This window comes from Pseudomaricurvus alkylphenolicus (assembly GCF_011683955.1).
In the GTDB taxonomy this organism is placed as follows: domain Bacteria; phylum Pseudomonadota; class Gammaproteobacteria; order Pseudomonadales; family Cellvibrionaceae; genus Pseudomaricurvus; species Pseudomaricurvus alkylphenolicus.
Genome location: NZ_JAAQPI010000010.1, coordinates 19,556 through 35,872, shown reverse-complemented (window position 1 = coordinate 35,872; position 16,317 = coordinate 19,556). Strand labels below are relative to the sequence as shown.

12 protein-coding genes are annotated in these 16,317 nt (G+C 54.9%); 3 read left to right on the top strand and 9 right to left on the bottom strand.

The features are described from left to right. Positions 1-103: 103 nt before the first annotated feature. The gene (locus HBA55_RS22715) at positions 104-2,143 is read right to left on the bottom strand and encodes an NADH:flavin oxidoreductase (RefSeq protein WP_166996125.1); all 2,040 of its coding nucleotides are present in this window, start codon (positions 2,141-2,143) and stop codon (positions 104-106) included. A gap of 226 nt (positions 2,144-2,369) precedes the next feature. On the opposite strand from HBA55_RS22715, the gene HBA55_RS22710 reads away from it, so the two are divergent. Beyond that, entirely contained in the window at positions 2,370-3,284 is a 915-nt protein-coding gene (locus tag HBA55_RS22710; RefSeq protein ID WP_166996124.1) for a LysR substrate-binding domain-containing protein, read from the top strand. A gap of 353 nt (positions 3,285-3,637) precedes the next feature. Here HBA55_RS22710 and HBA55_RS22705 read toward each other — a convergent pair whose 3' ends face one another. The 8 genes from HBA55_RS22705 to HBA55_RS22670 all read right to left on the bottom strand — a co-directional run bounded on the left by HBA55_RS22705 (position 3,638) and on the right by HBA55_RS22670 (position 14,033). Then, the gene (locus HBA55_RS22705; RefSeq protein ID WP_166996123.1) at positions 3,638-4,861 is read right to left on the bottom strand and encodes an acyl-CoA dehydrogenase family protein; all 1,224 of its coding nucleotides are present in this window, start codon (positions 4,859-4,861) and stop codon (positions 3,638-3,640) included. A gap of 53 nt (positions 4,862-4,914) precedes the next feature. Beyond that, entirely contained in the window at positions 4,915-6,036 is a 1,122-nt protein-coding gene (locus HBA55_RS22700; protein ID WP_166996122.1) for an acyl-CoA dehydrogenase family protein, read from the bottom strand. 18 nt (positions 6,037-6,054) lie between these two features. Continuing rightward, positions 6,055-6,813, bottom strand: a complete 759-nt coding sequence (locus HBA55_RS22695) for an SDR family oxidoreductase (protein WP_166996121.1) — start codon at positions 6,811-6,813, stop codon at positions 6,055-6,057. Positions 6,814-6,953: 140 nt separating this feature from the next. Then, positions 6,954-7,841 (bottom strand): alpha/beta fold hydrolase, encoded by an 888-nt coding sequence (locus HBA55_RS22690; RefSeq protein ID WP_166996120.1) that lies wholly within the window; start codon positions 7,839-7,841, stop codon positions 6,954-6,956. Between the two features lie 42 nt (positions 7,842-7,883). Beyond that, positions 7,884-9,359 (bottom strand): AMP-binding protein, encoded by a 1,476-nt coding sequence (locus HBA55_RS22685; RefSeq protein WP_166996119.1) that lies wholly within the window; start codon positions 9,357-9,359, stop codon positions 7,884-7,886. Between the two features lie 21 nt (positions 9,360-9,380). Beyond that, a complete protein-coding gene (locus HBA55_RS22680) occupies positions 9,381-11,600 on the bottom strand; it encodes a TonB-dependent receptor (protein WP_166996118.1) in 2,220 nt (739 codons plus the stop codon). Positions 11,601-11,838: 238 nt separating this feature from the next. Continuing rightward, positions 11,839-12,927, bottom strand: coding sequence for a helix-turn-helix transcriptional regulator (locus HBA55_RS22675; protein WP_166996117.1), 1,089 nt, complete (start codon positions 12,925-12,927; stop codon positions 11,839-11,841). A 98-nt stretch (positions 12,928-13,025) separates the two neighbouring features. Next, positions 13,026-14,033: an AraC family transcriptional regulator ligand-binding domain-containing protein gene (locus HBA55_RS22670; protein WP_166996116.1), complete on the bottom strand. Its 1,008-nt coding sequence runs from the start codon at positions 14,031-14,033 to the stop codon at positions 13,026-13,028. Positions 14,034-14,178: 145 nt separating this feature from the next. On the opposite strand from HBA55_RS22670, the gene HBA55_RS22665 reads away from it, so the two are divergent. Both HBA55_RS22665 and HBA55_RS22660 read left to right on the top strand, forming a co-directional pair. Further along, positions 14,179-15,351, top strand: coding sequence for an acyl-CoA dehydrogenase family protein (locus tag HBA55_RS22665; protein WP_166996115.1), 1,173 nt, complete (start codon positions 14,179-14,181; stop codon positions 15,349-15,351). A gap of 59 nt (positions 15,352-15,410) precedes the next feature. Continuing rightward, a complete protein-coding gene (locus tag HBA55_RS22660) occupies positions 15,411-16,310 on the top strand; it encodes a crotonase/enoyl-CoA hydratase family protein (protein ID WP_166996114.1) in 900 nt (299 codons plus the stop codon). Positions 16,311-16,317: the final 7 nt, after the last annotated feature.

Genomic DNA, 16,317 nt, shown 5'->3' with positions numbered 1-16,317 from the left:
AAAACTACTGTGCGGTGTTAGGCCCGTATAAACCAACCCCGCCAGACTTACTTCGTTATTATTCATGGTGCCTGAGCCCTGATTTTATTTTCGCCGGTTTCGATCAAATATCCTTGACCAGCCGCAGCGCATCATAGATGGCCGCATGGGTATTGCGGGCCGAGACCGCATCACCAATGCGGAACAACTGAAACTCACCCTCGGCATTCACCTCAATAGCCTGGGGCTTGCCAGCCACCATAACTTCATAATCCACCGCTCCCCGGTTTGTGGAGAAGGGTCTTAACTCGGTATAGACATCATCCAGCGGTCGGGTACCGTGATTGACAATCACTTGATCGACGCTGCGCTCTCGAGTGTAGTCACCATAGTCACTGCCAACCGTTGCAGTCAAACCCCCATTGGCGCGGCTGACACTCTGCAAGCGCCAACCCACCGTAAAGGTGGTATCCAGTACTTGCAGGCTCCTCATATAGGGCACCAGGTTCATGGCCATCACTTCTGGGGCGAAGGTGCGGTCGGGCGTCATCACCTCAACCTTGCCACCGGCTGCGGCAATAATTTCGGCGGCTTGCAGGCCGGGATGATCACCGGCATCGTCAAACACCAGCACATTGTTACCGGGCTTGATATCCCCAGAGATAATGTCCCAGGCAGAAACCACCAGTTCGTTACCCTCTTGCAACACTTCGGTGTGAGGCATACCGCCAGTGGCAACAATCACCACATCCGGATTTTGCTCACGGACAGAATCTGCGTCGGCAAAATGGTTAAACTGAAACTTGACCCCCATTTCCACACACTCGTCATAGCGCCAGTCAGTGATGGAAATCATTTCGTGACGACGCTGCGATTGCGAGGTCAACAATACCTGTCCGCCCGGTTTGTCGGCGACTTCAAATACAGTGACCTCATGGCCGCGTTCCGCCGCCACCCGCGCCGCTTCTAGACCACCAGGGCCGGCACCAATGACCACCACTTTTTTGCTCTGCTCGGCTTTCGCAATCTCGTGGGGAATGGACAGTTCACGACCAGTGGCCGGGTTGTGCAGGCAATAGGCCTCTCCACCTTGATAGATGCGATCCAGGCAATAGTTAGCGCCGACACAAGGACGGATACGATGCTCCTGCCCCGAGGTAATCTTACGAATAATGTGCGGATCCGCCATATGCGCGCGGGTCATGCCCACCATATCCAGCTTACCGCTATCAATGGCGTAACGAGCCGTGGCGACATCGGGAATTTTAGCGGCGTGGAACACCGGCAAACTGGTCGCCTCTTTAACTCGCCCGGCAAAGTCCAGATGCGGGGCGTTGCGCATGCCCTGTACTGGAATCAAATCGGTCAAGCCAGGATCCGTATCAATATGGCCGCGCACCACATTGAGAAAATCGACCATCCCCGATTGCTCTAACAGTTTGGAAATCTCGACACCGTCATCGGCATTTAAACCGCCAGCCAGAGCCTCATCGGCGGTATAGCGAACCCCGACAATAAAGTCGTCACCGACGCGTTTTCTGATCGCGGAGAGTGTGTCAAAGGTAAAGCGAAGACGATTTTTTAAGTCACCGCCATAGGGCGCATCCAGGGAATTGGTCAAACGCGACCAGAACTGGTCCATTAAGTGACCATAGGCCTGTAACTCAATGCCGTCGAGGCCCGCTGCCTGCATCCGCTCGGCGGCGTCGGCATAGTCTTCGATGATACGGGCGATATCCCAGTCCTCGGCTTTCTTGGGAAAGGCACGGTGGGAGGCTTCACGTTCATGGCTGGGGGAAACGACGGGCAACCAGTCGCCTTTATCCCAACGGGTGCGACGCCCCAGATGGGTCAACTGGATCATCACCGCGGCGCCATGGTCATGACACTCGTCGGCAATTTGTTTCATCCAACCGACCACCTCGTCCTGCCAAGCCAGAATATTATTAAACACCGGTGGGCTGTCACGGGATACAGATGCCGAACCTGCCGTCATGGTCAGGGCTACACCCGCCTTAGCGCGCTCTACGGTATAGGCCCGGTACTTGTCTTTGGGCATGCCATTTTCAGGGTAGGCCGGCTCGTGAGAGGTGATCATGATGCGGTTTTTCAGCGTCAGATTTTTGAGCTGAAAAGGCTGAAGCAGAGGGTCTTTGCTGTTCATAAGGCGGATACTTTTGTCGGTTGGCGTCCTGTATAGATGCTTCCATTTTGACAAGATTGCTCAGATCGCCTCAAACGACATTATTGTTCGGGCTGGCATGAGAAATTGTTATGCGAAACACCGCATTGGAGCTTAAAATTGCCAAAACGCCCTCTTTGACATAACTTTTGGTATGGTCAAAAATAGCCATTGAACCTTTGGGCTCGACACTTGGAGTCGACAACCGATGCCGAACCTGAAACAGAAACTGCCACCTCTCAGCTCCCTGATCGCGTTCGAGGCGGCCGCCCGTCACCTGAGTTTTACCGAGGCCGGCAAGGAACTGCACGTTACCCAGACCGCCATCAGCCGGCAGATCCGGGCGCTGGAAGAGGATCTGTGTATCGAGTTGTTCGAACGCGGGCACCGCAGTCTGGCCCTCACGGCTCCGGCGTCCAAACTGCTGCAGGCGGTAGGCATGGGTTTGCAACACATTGTCGCTGAAGTTTCTGAGATTCGCAGCAACAGTCAACTTGGGCATCTTACGGTTGCCGCTACCGTTGCCTTTGCCACTTTGTGGTTGCAACCGAAACTTACCGAGTTTCAAAAACAACACCCCGATATCGATATTCGCGTACTGGCGGTTGATCGCGATGTGGATATTCAGGCAGAGGCTATCGATCTGGCCTTTTGTTGTGGCGATGATTCACAGCAGGCGGGCGTGGAGTCGGTTCATCTGTTCGATGATGAGCTCTTTCCGGTGTGCAGCCCCGCCTATCTGGAAGCACACCCACAGCTCAGCGAACCGGCCGATTTGCTTAGTCACACCCTGTTACATCTCGATGAAGAACACTGGCATGGATTGAGCTGGGAAGCCATTGACTGGGCCTTCTGGTTTAGAGCAAAGGGCGTTGAATCGCCGCTGAAAATGCGAGGCATGCGATCCAACAGTTATCCCCTGCTTCAGCAAGCGGCCATTGATGGCCAGGGAATCGCGCTGGGGTGGCGGCACCTGGTCGGAGACAACCTGGAGAACGGTTCTCTGATTTGCCCCCTCAATTGTGTGCTGCACAGCCACAGAGGCCACTATCTGGTGAAATCCAGTCTAAAGCCCCTGAGCAGGAACACTCAGATATTTTATGACTGGATTTTGCGGCATTGAATAGAGGTTCCTCCGAGGAATTCGTGGGTTTGATGTTCCCGGAAAGCGCTTTAATTTGGTGAAAGTCAGCGGAGTGCCAGAACCGGAAGCGGAACGGCGGATTACGAAGCGCGAAGCGCTTCTAATCCGCCCTACGTTCTGAGTTTTGAATTTTGTATGGAGAAAACCCGTCGCGCTCAGAGCACGCTGCTACAGGTGGTTGGGCAATCCTGTAGGAGCCCGCTCCGAGGGCGAATGCGCTCGAAGAGCGCTCAGATCTACCTCCGGAAACGGCACGAAAGAGAACTAGCCTCCAAACCTGAAGCAAAACAACTCACCAATTCCTCGAAGGAGCTTGAATAAATAACCGCGAATTACGCCCCGCTTGGCACCTGGTTAAAGGGAACGTCTTTATCCACTCGAATTTCTGCGGGCAAGCCCAGCACCCGCTCGGAGATGATATTGCGCAGAATCTCGTCGGTACCGCCTTCCAGCCGGTTTCCGATGGTGCGGAAGAAATCGTGACTACCCCAGCCCATGGCGTCGTCTTCCGCAAGCACTCCGGCCATATCGAGAATATCCAGGGACATGGCGGCCAGGTCTTGCCGACCAATTCCAAGCACCAGTTTTGACACTGAAGCCTCCGGGCCAGGTACACCGCCCTTGGACAGGGTGGAAAGCTGGCGCAAACCGATGTTTTTCAATCCGGCTGCTTTAACATACCAGTCGGCAATACTCTGGCGCACGCCGCAGTCGTCAATGGCGCGACCCTGCCCCAGGGGGGTGGTGCGAGCAACTTCCAGTATCTCTTCAACGTTGTCGGAAAAAGCACCGCCTACGGCCACGCGCTCGTTCATCAAGGTGGTCATGGCCACCCGCCAGCCATTACCCACGGCATCCAGGCGCTGGCTGTCCGGTATGCGTACGTCCGTTAGAAATACCTCATTGAATTCCGATTCGCCGGACGCCTGTTTGATGGGACGAACTTCGACACCTGGACTCTTCATGTCAATCACAAAGTAAGTCAGGCCCTTGTGTTTGGCCACCGTCGGATCGGTGCGCACGACCAGGATGGCCCAATCTGATACGTGTGCCAAAGTGGTCCAGACTTTTTGGCCGTTGATGATCCAGTCGTCGCCGTCTTTCACCGCGCGCGTCTTGATACCGGCCAGATCCGAACCGGCCGCCGGCTCGCTGAACAGCTGACACCAGAGTCTTTCTCCATTCGCGATTGAGGGCAGCAATTGCTTGCACTGCTCTTCGGTTCCGTGGGTCATGATGGTCGGTACTGCCATGCCCGAGGTAATAATGTACATGCCGGCCAGGGGCATCACCTTGGCCTCCTCCTGGGCAAATATCGTGGCTTCCATAATGGAGACCTCTCGCCCACCAAAGGCTTTGGGCCAGGTCAGACAGCCCCAGCCACCTTCGAACTTGCGCTTCTGCCAGGCTTTGGCCAGCTCGGCCGCTTGGGAATCCGTTACGTTATCACCCACTTCAAAAGGAAATTCCTGCTTGAATTGGACGATATTTTCTTCCAGCCACTGCTTCGCCTGCTGGCGGAATTGAGCTTCTTCTTTGGTATCGTTAAAATCCATGGTCGTTATCCCACCTTGTCGATTCTGTTTCGCTTGTGCTCAATGCGTGTTGATCAGGCCGCCGTCGGGGCACCCGCCTCAGCAGTTTCCAATTGGCTGACGACGCGCTCCTTCCAGCGACGTTCGCCACCAATCACCAGGCTCAGCACCTTGGCGCGACGATAGTAAAGGTGGGCGTCCAGCTCCCAGGTAAAACCCGAGCCGCCGTGCACCTGAATGTTTTCCTTCGAGCACTGGTAGTAGGCCTGGCTGGCACTGACCCTTGCCGTGGCCGCCGCCAGGGGCAGGTCATCGGAGCTCGTCGTCAATGCCCAGGCGGCGTAGTAGCAGTTGGCCTTGCACATTTCCAAAGTGGCGAACATGTCAGCCAATTTGTGCTTGATCGCCTGGAAGGAGCCGATCTGCCGACCGAAGGCGAAGCGCTCGCTGGCGTATTGCACCGCCATCTCCAGCGCCCGTTGCGCACCGCCCAATTGTTCAAAGGCAAACAGAATCGCCGCGCGGTCCAATAACTGCTCGATTAACGCCTGGCCTTCACCGAGCAGTTCAACCGCTGTGTCTGTAAAGATAATCTCGGCCTGCGGGCGACTTTCGTCAATGCTGCTCAGGAGCTTTCGCTCTACGCCTGCGGCGGATAAATCTGCAAGGTACAACCCGGGTTTACCGGAATCCCCTCTAGCGACCACGATCGCCATGTCTGCAATCATACCGTCGATAACTGGCGTTTTTTTCGCCGTCAGCTTGCCGTTCCGCACCTGAGCCTGCAACAAATCATAGGACGGGCTGCCGGCGCCTTCCGACAAGGCCAGCGTGCCAATGGTCTCGCCGTGGGAAAGTCTGGGCAACCACTGCTGTTTCTGTGCTTCGGACCCTGCCAACAACACTGCCTGCGCCGCCAGGTAGATACTGGAACCAAAAGGTATGGGCGCAAGGCTGCGACCCAGCTCTTCAGCGATGACACACAATTCCATCTCGCTCAAGCCCAGACCACTGTATTCCTCAGGGGTGGCGGCTGAGGTCCAGCCCATCTCAACGGTGCCCTGCCATAGTTTGGTGTCAAAGCTGAGATCACTTTCGAGAACCTTGCGTACCACTTCGGTGGAGCAGTGTTCGGCCAAGTAAGCCCGCGCCTGTTCACGCAGCATATTTTGTTCATCGGAAAATTCAAAATTCATGTCTAGACCCCGTTAATCTCAAAGACCGCCACTGACTTCAATAACATCACCGCTCAGGTAATCGTTCTCGAAAATATGAACCACAGTTTGGGCAATATTGCTGACGTCCCCGATGCGCTGAACAGGAATCTGTCTGGCCGACTGCTCCAGAATCTCTGCCGGCATGCTGCGCAGCATTTCCGTGTCAATGGTGCCCGGAGCAATCGCCATGGCCCGGATGCCATAGCGGCCGAGCTCCTTAGTCCATACACGGGTCTGGGCGATAATCCCGGCCTTGGCCGCTGAATAGTTCGACTGGCCGAAATTACCCCGATGAGCAATTGAAGACATGCTGATAATGCAGCCGTCTTCAACACCTTGCTCAACCATGTGGGCAGCGGCTTCACGGGCGCACAGAAAAGCACCTTTCATGTGCACATCAACCACCAGGCTGTAGTGGTCACCAGACATCTTTTTAATGACCTTGCCATCTTTGACTTTGATCAGCAGTGCATCACGCAGAATACCGGCGTTGTTAATCAGTCCGTGAATGGCACCAAAGTCTCTGACGATCTGGTTAAAGGTATTTTCAACGATCTCTTCATCGGCCACGTTACAATTGTAGGCGCGACCTTCAGAACCGGCTTCTTTGATCAACGCCAGGGTGTCTGCCATGGCAGTGTCATCCAGGTCCAGGACCGCCAGTTTTGCACCTTTTTCCGCCAGGTGAACAGCGATGGAACGACCGATACCGCGGCCGCCACCGGTAATGACAATAACTTTATCTTGAATATTCATATAAGTTCTCTTCTCTGGTTGACTCGATCACCTGGCCCATTGGCAAAGGGCAACAGCTTTACATTCTCACACTCAGTCTGACGCGCGACAATGACGTCCCGAAGCAGTAAAAATTGACATTAAATGACAGACTCAGAACGCTAGTCCCTGTCCGCCAGAAACTTGATGATTCGCCGGCTGACCGCTTGCGGCTCATCCAGTGACAAGGTATGGCCGCCATTGGGGATCAGTTCGACTTCGACATCCGGCATGGTGTCTTTGGCCCTTTGCAAGACCTTGTGCGGGTTGTAGATAACTTCCTTGTCACCGACCAGCAGCAGAGACGGATGAGTGACTGCGCGCAGTTCAGCATCACTGTAAACCGGCGGCATAAACTCCGGGCCCTTCCACATCACCCACGACAAACGCGCCAGTTCGAAGAAGTCCCGATCTGGTTTGCGACCACCGGCGATATAGGAGTAGGCGTTTCTGATTAAGGGAGGGAATCCCGACAGGATGCTCAGGGTCATGCGCAGTACCCACCACCGGCGCAGCCTGGCAAAAATACCACCGGGGGTCAGCATAATAATCAAACTGATCCGCTCAGGGTGAATTCGAGCAAAATTGATATTCATAAAACCACCGTATGACAGCCCGATCATTGGCGGCTTTTCCAGCTGCAGTACATCCATACAATCAAGCAACCAGTCTGCCAAAGTCTGACTATCATCGGGTATTGCGCTAAAAGTACTTTTGCCTACATCGCCGACCCGATCCAGGCAATAACAGCGGTAACCAGCCTCGACCAATGGAGCAATGATGCTGTGCCACATGGGTGAGCAGCCGCCACCGCCGGGCAATAATACCAACGGTTTGCCATTGGCCGGACCGCTGGAGATAACATGGGTCGTTCCGAATCGTGTTGCTATCTCCCGCTCCTCAAAAGGCACTGGCCAGCACTCTGTCATAATGCGGTCATAGGCTGATATAAAGGCCGACTTTTGCTGCTCGTCCTTGAACAGGGATGATTCACCGTTTGCTTCAAGCATATTTTTTCCTGATAGAATAAATGTCGTCAGACCGGGTTGGTCCTATGCACTGACCGTGCTGCGTTGCAAACGCGCTTCCCGCAGCGCTTTTCGCCGAACCTTGCCCGCATCATCCCGTAAAGGGACGGTTACAAATTCAACCGACCTCGGTAACTTGTAGCGCACCAGCTGGTTTTGCAGAAACGCCAACAATGTCTCTTCGCTGATATTTCCGGCTGGGGCGTCAACAATAGCATGCACCTGATTGCCCAGATCTTCATGGGGCAAGCCAATCACCGCACAGGAACGCACACCGCTGAGCGCCTCAACAGCCGCCTCCACTTCGGCCGGGTAAATATTGGCACCGCCGCAGATAATCAGGTCAGTGCGGCGATCGGCGAGATAAAGATAACCGTCGTCATCCATGTAACCCATATCACCCAGGCTGTCCCAGCCGTCGTCGATAACGTTGGACTCGGCGCCTATATATTCATAGGTGGCATTGCCATCCACCGTGGACTTAATGTAAATCTCACCGATTTCTCCGGGCGGCAGCTCCTGCCCGTTTTCGGCCAGGATTTTCATGCTGCAGACACCATCCATAGGCTTGCCAACAGAGCCTTTGTGCTCAAGCCATTCTTCACCGTTAATTAGAGTAGCGCCCTGACCTTCGGTACCACCGTACAGCTCCCAGATAACACTGGCCCCCAACCAACCGATAAAGGCTTCCTTCAACCAGACCGGACAGGGAGCGGCGGTATGCAACAGTGACTTCAGCGAGGAGAGATCGTAGCGGCTGCGACTGTCCTCAGCCAGGTTCCAGATCCGCTGCATCATGGTAGGCACGGCATACATGTGCTCGACCTGATGCTCCTCGATCAGTTGCAGTGTTTGCTCGGCATCGAAGCGGGTCACGATGACAACCCGGTTACCCTGGCACAGGGAAGCCAGCGTCCAGAGAAAGGGGCCGTTGTGATAGAGCGGACCGGGTACCAGTACGCGCGACTGATGCGGTATCATAAACGCGCTCGCCTCGTCATCCCATACGGCGGGGGTAGGTGCAACAATCAGCTTGGGACGACCGGTACTGCCACCTGAGGTCATCGCTTTGATTTTTTCGGCAGTTCGCTCCTCAAGGGGCTCAGCGGATTGCTGTTCATAGCCTGCATAGTTCTCGGGCACCGAGATAAAATTCTCACCCACATCTGCAGTATCCACCCCCACGACCAGAGACGAACTCGCCAGTTCAATAATGGCATCGCGCTCGATCTTGGGCAGTTTTGACGAAATCGGCTGCGGTGTCGCTCCCAGCTTCCAGGTGGCAAAAACCGCACTGACAAATTCGATACCGTTGGGCAGGGCGATGGTGACCAGATCACCCTCTTTGACACCCAGATTCATATAGGCACGCGCCAATTGGTTTGTACGTTTTTCAAGTTCGGCCCAACTGATGGAATCGTCATCGTGTGCAATGGCGGTATTGTTTGGCTGCTTTTCAGCCCAGGACGCCAGGATACGAGACAGTGAAACAATTGCCATAGTGATTCTCTTTTGTCGCACTCAGAACTTGTAATTAAACTCAACACCATAGGTGGCAGGCCGCATGCGCACGGGATCAGCCCCCAGGCTTGCCAGTATTGCCAGCTGCGAGACTTCCGGATTTTCGTCGGTAATATTGGAGCCGGTTAAGAACACTGACCACTGCTGGCTCTCCACCCCGATACGGGCATTGAGCACGGTAAAGTCTTCCGTGGTGTAGGACATCCCTGGCCCATAATCGGAACGCTCGTCGGTATAGGTTGCGCTGAGAAAAGCCATGCCAGTAAGTTCGCCGAGCGGCCAAGTGTAAGTGGCGGCAGCGTTCCAGGTCAGCTCGGGCACATTCATCATGGCGTCGCCGTCACTGATACCGGCACTCGGCAGATCACCCTCGTACTCTATGCCATTCCAGTTGCCCGAAGCGGACAAGTTCAATCCACCATATTGATAGGTAGCAACAAATTCAAAACCGGCGCCTGCGGCACTGTTGGCATTCTCAGCCCAACCTTCCAGTGAGTTGTTTATGACTCCGTACAGCAGGGTTTGAATATCATCCCACTCGAGATAATAGGCCACCGTCTCCAGCTGCAGATGCCCATCGAGCAACGTCCACTTGCCGCCAATTTCATAGCTGATCACCTCATCTGGATCAATAGATGAGGGAACGTTGATGGGCTGTGTTTGAGTGGCGGCCGCGGCGATCAGGGTTTCAACATTCAGGGCACCGGAACGGAACCCCGTTGCGATGTTGGCGTAATAGAGGGAGTCCTGCGTCGGAGTCCAGGTCAGGTTAATTCGCCCGGTGACCTTATCAAAACTGCTGGATTCGGCTCCACTCTGATCGCGATCATCTTCGTAGTAGCGCAGCCCGACGGTCAGCTCCCATTGCTCGCCAATCTGGTGGATGGTCTCCCCAAATACCGCCCACGACTTCGAATCGGTGGTCGTTGACGGGCTGACCACCTCCGGAGCCAGACTGAGCAGTGGTCCGATGACTACCCAATTGGCGGGGTTCTCCGCCGCAAACGAGGTCGTGGTTTGGTCCTGATTTTCCATATCCAGATACACCGTGCCCAGGGTCCAGTTCCAGGAACCTCCGTTGCTGGAAGAAAGCTTGAACTCCTGCGCAAAGGTGTCCAATTTGGGATATTCCACCAGTGAAGCAACGCTGCCCAGTCCCGGAAGATCGAATATTGTGCCGGAAAGGTTGCTGCCTTCAAGGTAACTGGTAGTACTGAGGAAGGTGTAGGTATCGGTCACATACTCTATCTTCAACCCATAGAGGTCATTGCTGGTTTCAGCCTTTAACAGCTCGCTGCCAGCGACCTGGGCAAATTCCGACACGCCTAACATTGGCGTATAGCCGGGCAACAGCGCCGGCCCCAGCGCCAGATCAAAAAGAGTATCGAAGTTCGTCAGCGTATAGACAGCCTGGTGATTGTCGTCGGCAAAATTCTGGTGGCCTTCACGCTCTGAACTCCAGTAGGAAGCCACCACCGACAACTCTTCGGTGGGCGTCCACAGCAGCTTGACACGCAAAGAGGTATCTTCTGTTTCATTGTAATTGTCTTCGCCGCTTGCTGTCAGATCGATATAGCCGCCATCGTTGACTTGTGCCGCCACCACTCTCATGGCCAGCGTATCCTCTATCAACGGAATATTGATAGCTCCCTGGAGTTTGTTGCTGTCATCGCCACCGCCCGTGGTGGCATAGCCGGCCGTGACCTTGCCGGAAAATTCATTCATGACGGGATCCTGGGTGATGACTCGCACCACCCCACCCTGTGCACCCACACCGAACAGGGTACCTTGCGGCCCTCGCAGCACTTCAACACGATTGAGGTCATAGGGGTTCAGGTCCGGCGCAACGTTGCCGGTAATACGGGTATAGGGCAGATCGTCAAGGTAGTAGCCGACCACCGCCGCCCCCACGATAGCTGATACACCGCGGATCTGAATCGCCGGGCCGACGTTGACATTTTCTGCCACGGAGACCCCAGGGCTGCTGGATAGAGCCTCCATAATCGAGGTATATCCTTTGGCTTCCAGCTCTGTCCCCGTCATGGCGTCAACACTGAGGCCGGTGTCCATAATCGACGTGCCTTCCGCTCGGCGAGTGGCAGTAATGATTATTTCCTCAAGCAGAAACTCCTCTTCGGGCTCTGAAGCCTGGGCCTGGGCGACCCCCATGGCCAGGGGCAGCAGAACAAACGGGGCGCAACAGCGTATTGTCTTTATCATTATCAAGCTCTCCTCGGATAGATTCGGTTGTCAGCGTCTATGGGAGAAAATATGACAGGCTCTCAACTCAAACACACTCTGACCGCGTGATCGAATCTATGATAGTGACACTTTTTTGATGAGGAACGATGTTTTTGAGCTTTGATCCGGGTAGATCATGGCTACCGGAAAGATTAAATATGAATGACCTCTGGATATTCCCTATAGGCATAAGCCATTCCCTATCGGGATATTAAGCTTACTTCTGCTGCCTGATCTGAGAAGGGCTACAACCAAATCGACGCTGAAAGGCAATGGTAAAATTGTGCGGATGTCCGTAACCACAGTATTCTGCAATTTCCTGCACGGACAGTTGAGTTTCGTTGAGGAGCTGGTACCCCTTTCTCATACGCACTTCCAGCGCATAGACCGCTACGGTCTCACCAAAAGCCTGTTTAAATCCTTCCGTCAATTTGCGACGATTTAAACCCACCATCGCGCTCAACTCGGCGATCGACGGCATGGTACCGGTCGCCTCTTCCAGGATCGTGCGTGCCTGAGACAGTTTTTTGATCTCCGCAAAGGGCAGATCCCCGCGGCCGCAGTGCCCGTTGGCAGCTATGGTTTCCTCCCCCAGCAGACAGAAAAGTTCACCCACCTTCAGCCTCAGCATCATGGTATGTGCGACCCCTGAACTGGGCAAATTCACCAGTGCGAAGGACAAGTGCTTGAACAGCTCCGTATTGGGTAACTCATAGACTCGGTCTTCTGTGGTGTCCGCAGTTCTGAGCTTTTGAAACAGTGCGGGCGGCATAATACCCAATCGGTGCCACACCTCCCGCTCACCCTCTTCCGTGATATTGATATGGGTTACGCACACTTGCTGGTCTTCCTGCCACTGCTGCTCGAAGTCGCCGGCATCGGGTTTGTAGGAAACCAATCCCACGGATTCAGTGCTGTGAAGAATCTGGCGACCAAACCGATAGCTGACATCACCGGTGTGAAAAAGTCGCACCACGATATCATCGTATTTGGGGACTATACTGCGGGCCAGTTGACGCACGGTTTCCAGATCCTTGGGAGTGAACTTCCAGGTGACTACGGATATTCCCGGAAAAGGGCGATAGATTTCAATGCCCCCTTCCCACAGCGACGGATTCAGTGAGTACTGCAGTGCGGTGCCATCGGCGATCAGCGAAGCCTCTGCGTTGATGGCAACCGCGTCTTCGGCACCGGGAGATGGATGCTCCGCGCGCATCAGCGATTCCAGTGATTCCTTATCACTGAAACTCTCTACATCACCGGCGATTGCCGGGCGCAGGTCCGGTTTATTTCTGTCGGAGGGCATGGGCACTCATCATCAAAAAACACTGGAGTTCGTTTGTTTATACATTACAACCTTAGTGCCTACAAGCATATAGACAGGCCGAGCATCGGAGCGGCCGCTCAGCCCGCCGTGTCTCTACGGTATTCGCTGGGCGTGCAGCCATGCCAGGTCTTGAACGCGGTAGAGAAAGATGTGGGATCGCGATAGCCAAGCATCAATGCAATATCAATGACACTGACACTCCTGTCCCGCAGGTACTTTTTCGCCAGTGTGGATTTCACCTGCTGCAGGAAGAAACGGAACTGCGCACCCCGCTCCTGCAAACGCACCTGCAGGGTACGGCTCGACATATTCAACTTCTCGGCGACACTGCTTACCGTACACTGGCCTCTGGGTAACTGGCGTCGAATCACGGAATACAGGTTTGCCGTGAAGGCGTCGGCCTCCCAGGTTGAATGACGCAGGAACTCATCCAACTCTTCCTTGACATTGTCATACAGAGACGTGGAGACGTGCAGCTGTGGCAGTTCCAGAATACTCTTGTGATAATAGATCGCACTGACCGGCTGCTTGAAATATAACGGCGCGCGAAAAACGTCGTTGAGCATGTTGGTATCGTCGGGCCGGGCGCAGGTGAAATTCACCTTCACCGGCCTCACGGGCAACATACAGAAACCGTCCATCAACATCGCCGTGGACGCCAGTAGACTGTCGGTGATCAAACAGCGCTTCAGGCTGGCGGGCTTGTCGACGTGAAATTCCAGAATCAGGTAGTCACCCTTGCGTTTCACCTCGATCTTTACCAGATCACCCAAACCGGGAACCATGTCAGGCAGCAGGTTAATCCATTCGCGAAAGGTGTCACTGGCGGAGGCCACCGACATATAGATATGGAAGTTCTCCATATAACCAATACGCCCGCTCAGTAAACCAAAATCGTCATTGCCCGATTGCCGTTGTATTTCTTCGTGCAGGCGAATGTACTTTTCCGCCGGCAGGCTTGCGTCCGGCAGGTTGAGCAAGCCGATGTCGATACCCGCCCTGTGCGCCAGTGTTTCAAATGACAATCCCAGCGCACCGCATAATTTGTCCAGAATGTTCAGAGAACCGGCATAGACGACACTCACGGTGGTTCTGGCCTCTTCTTGAGTCTAGAGGCCATCCTACCCAGAAATCTGCGCACTTTCTAGCTATGACTGCGTAATATCCAATGTTGAAACCAGGAATTTCACTAGAATCCAACCAATATCTTCAATCGCAGGAGAATCAGACATGGCACTGGATTTTGACAGCGCCCGTTTATCCAACCCCTACCTGACCGCCGAGCACGAAGAGTGGCGCTCCCAGATACGCCGCTTTGTCGAACGCGAGGTTTTGCCCTTTGCCGCCGAGTGGGACGAAGCCGGCAAGATCCCGGATGATCTCTGGCCCAAGGCGGCGGAAGTGGGCATCCTCGGCCTGGGGTATGCGGAAGAATACGGCGGCATCAGTGAAGGTATCGACAGCTGGTACGCCAATATCATGACCGAGGAGCTGTCACGCCCGGGGGTGGGCGGAATCTTTCCCACTCTGCTGGTGCATGGCATCGGACTGCCACCGGTGGCCAACTTTGCCAGTGACGCCATCCGCAATGACGTTGTGCCGGCGGTCTTGAGCGGCAGCAAACGCATCTCTCTGGGCATCACTGAACCCAGTGGCGGTTCCGACGTCGCCAGCCTGCAAACCACCGCGCGACGCGAGGGCGATTACTATATCGTTAACGGTTCCAAGACCTTTATCTCCGGCGGCATGAACGCCAACTGGACCTCCACCGCGGTGCGTACCGGCGGTGAAGGCCCGGCTGGTGTTTCCATGCTTTTGATTCCCATGGATCTGGAGGGCGTATCCCGCACTGCACTGGATCGCAAACAGGGCTGGTGGTGCTCCGATACCGCCACGATTTACTTTGACAACGTCAAGGTCCCGGTCGGCAACCTGATTGGTGCGGAGGGCGAAGGTTTCAAGGTAATCATGAACAACTTTAACAGCGAACGCCTCGGTATGATTGTGCAGATGGAAGCCTATTCCCGCGTGTGTCTGGAGGAGGCCGTTAACTGGGCCCAGGAACGCCGCACCTTCGGCAAGCGCCTGGCTGATCACCAGGTGATTCGCCACAAGATTGCTGAAATGAAGCAGCAAATCAACGCCTGTCAGGCGATGATCCAGCACTGTACTCGCGAAATTAATGAGGGCAGTGTCAACGCCGGTGATCTCGCCCTACTCAAGGTACAGTGCAGCCAGACCATGGAATTCTGCGCCCGTGAGGCCAGCCAGATTCTTGGCGGCGCCAGCTACCTGCGCGACAACCGCGTAGAACGCATCTATCGCGAAGTGCGTGTGCAGGCCATCGGTGGCGGCTCGGAAGAAATTATGCGTGACCTGGCCTCGCGCCAGTATGGTGTTTGACAAAAATATTCGTTGTACGGCAATCTCATTACAAGAGTTCGCCCTACGGAAAAACAGATATGAACACACATCAGTTTCAAAATATCCAATATTCGGTGGAAAACGCTATCGCCACCATCACCCTGGCTCGCCCGGAGAAGATGAACGCACTGACGGGAGAGATGCTCGAAGAGTTAGTGCAGGCCTTTGATCTGGTCGATGCCGATGACGACGTGCGGGCGGTGGTGGTGACTGGTGCGGGCAAGGCCTTCTGTGCCGGTGCGGACTTGGCGCCCGAGGATGGCAACAATCCCTTTGCCAGTGAGACTATTCCGCGCAACCCCGACGGCAGCGTCAATTACAACCATGCCTCCGTTCGTGATTTTGGCGGTTTGGTGACGCTGCGTATTTTTGATTGTCTGAAGCCCGTTATCGGCGCGATCAACGGTGCCGCCGTGGGCTTTGGGGCATCCATGATCGTGGCCATGGATATGCGCCTGGCCAGCGAGCACTCCAAATACGGCTATCTGTTCGCCCGCCGCGGTATCGTGCCGGAATCGGCCTGCTCCTGGTTCCTGCCGCAAATCGTTGGTCGCGCCCAGGCATTGGAATGGTGTATGACCGGCCGCATCTTCGGTGCCGACGAGGCCCTGCGCGGCGGTCTGGTTCGATCGATACATGCGCCGGACCAGCTGCTGGATGCCGCTTACGAGCTGGCCCGCGAAATCGCCGACAATACCGCTCCCGTGTCGGTAGCACTGACGCGTCATATGCTGTGGCGGGTACCCACCGCGGACCATCCCATGGAAGGGCACCAGATTGACAGCCGCGGCATCTTCAGCCGTTCAAAGTCGGCGGATGCCCGGGAAGGTATCGCCAGTTTTTTGGAGAAACGCCCCGCCCAGTATCCGGATAAAGTCTCCAGTGATATGCCTGACTTTTTCCCCTGGTGGCAGCCGCGGGGGTATGAGCGGGATTGAAAAATCT

Coding starts and splice junctions, on each gene's coding strand:
- HBA55_RS22710 (WP_166996124.1), top strand. CDS start 2,370: ATGCCGAACCTGAAACAGAAACTGCCACCTCTCAGCTCCCTGATCGCG.
- HBA55_RS22680 (WP_166996118.1), bottom strand. CDS start 11,600: ATGATAAAGACAATACGCTGTTGCGCCCCGTTTGTTCTGCTGCCCCTG.
- HBA55_RS22705 (WP_166996123.1), bottom strand. CDS start 4,861: ATGGATTTTAACGATACCAAAGAAGAAGCTCAATTCCGCCAGCAGGCG.
- HBA55_RS22715 (WP_166996125.1), bottom strand. CDS start 2,143: ATGAACAGCAAAGACCCTCTGCTTCAGCCTTTTCAGCTCAAAAATCTG.
- HBA55_RS22695 (WP_166996121.1), bottom strand. CDS start 6,813: ATGAATATTCAAGATAAAGTTATTGTCATTACCGGTGGCGGCCGCGGT.
- HBA55_RS22665 (WP_166996115.1), top strand. CDS start 14,179: ATGGCACTGGATTTTGACAGCGCCCGTTTATCCAACCCCTACCTGACC.
- HBA55_RS22675 (WP_166996117.1), bottom strand. CDS start 12,927: ATGCCCTCCGACAGAAATAAACCGGACCTGCGCCCGGCAATCGCCGGT.
- HBA55_RS22690 (WP_166996120.1), bottom strand. CDS start 7,841: ATGCTTGAAGCAAACGGTGAATCATCCCTGTTCAAGGACGAGCAGCAA.
- HBA55_RS22685 (WP_166996119.1), bottom strand. CDS start 9,359: ATGGCAATTGTTTCACTGTCTCGTATCCTGGCGTCCTGGGCTGAAAAG.
- HBA55_RS22700 (WP_166996122.1), bottom strand. CDS start 6,036: ATGAATTTTGAATTTTCCGATGAACAAAATATGCTGCGTGAACAGGCG.
- HBA55_RS22660 (WP_166996114.1), top strand. CDS start 15,411: ATGAACACACATCAGTTTCAAAATATCCAATATTCGGTGGAAAACGCT.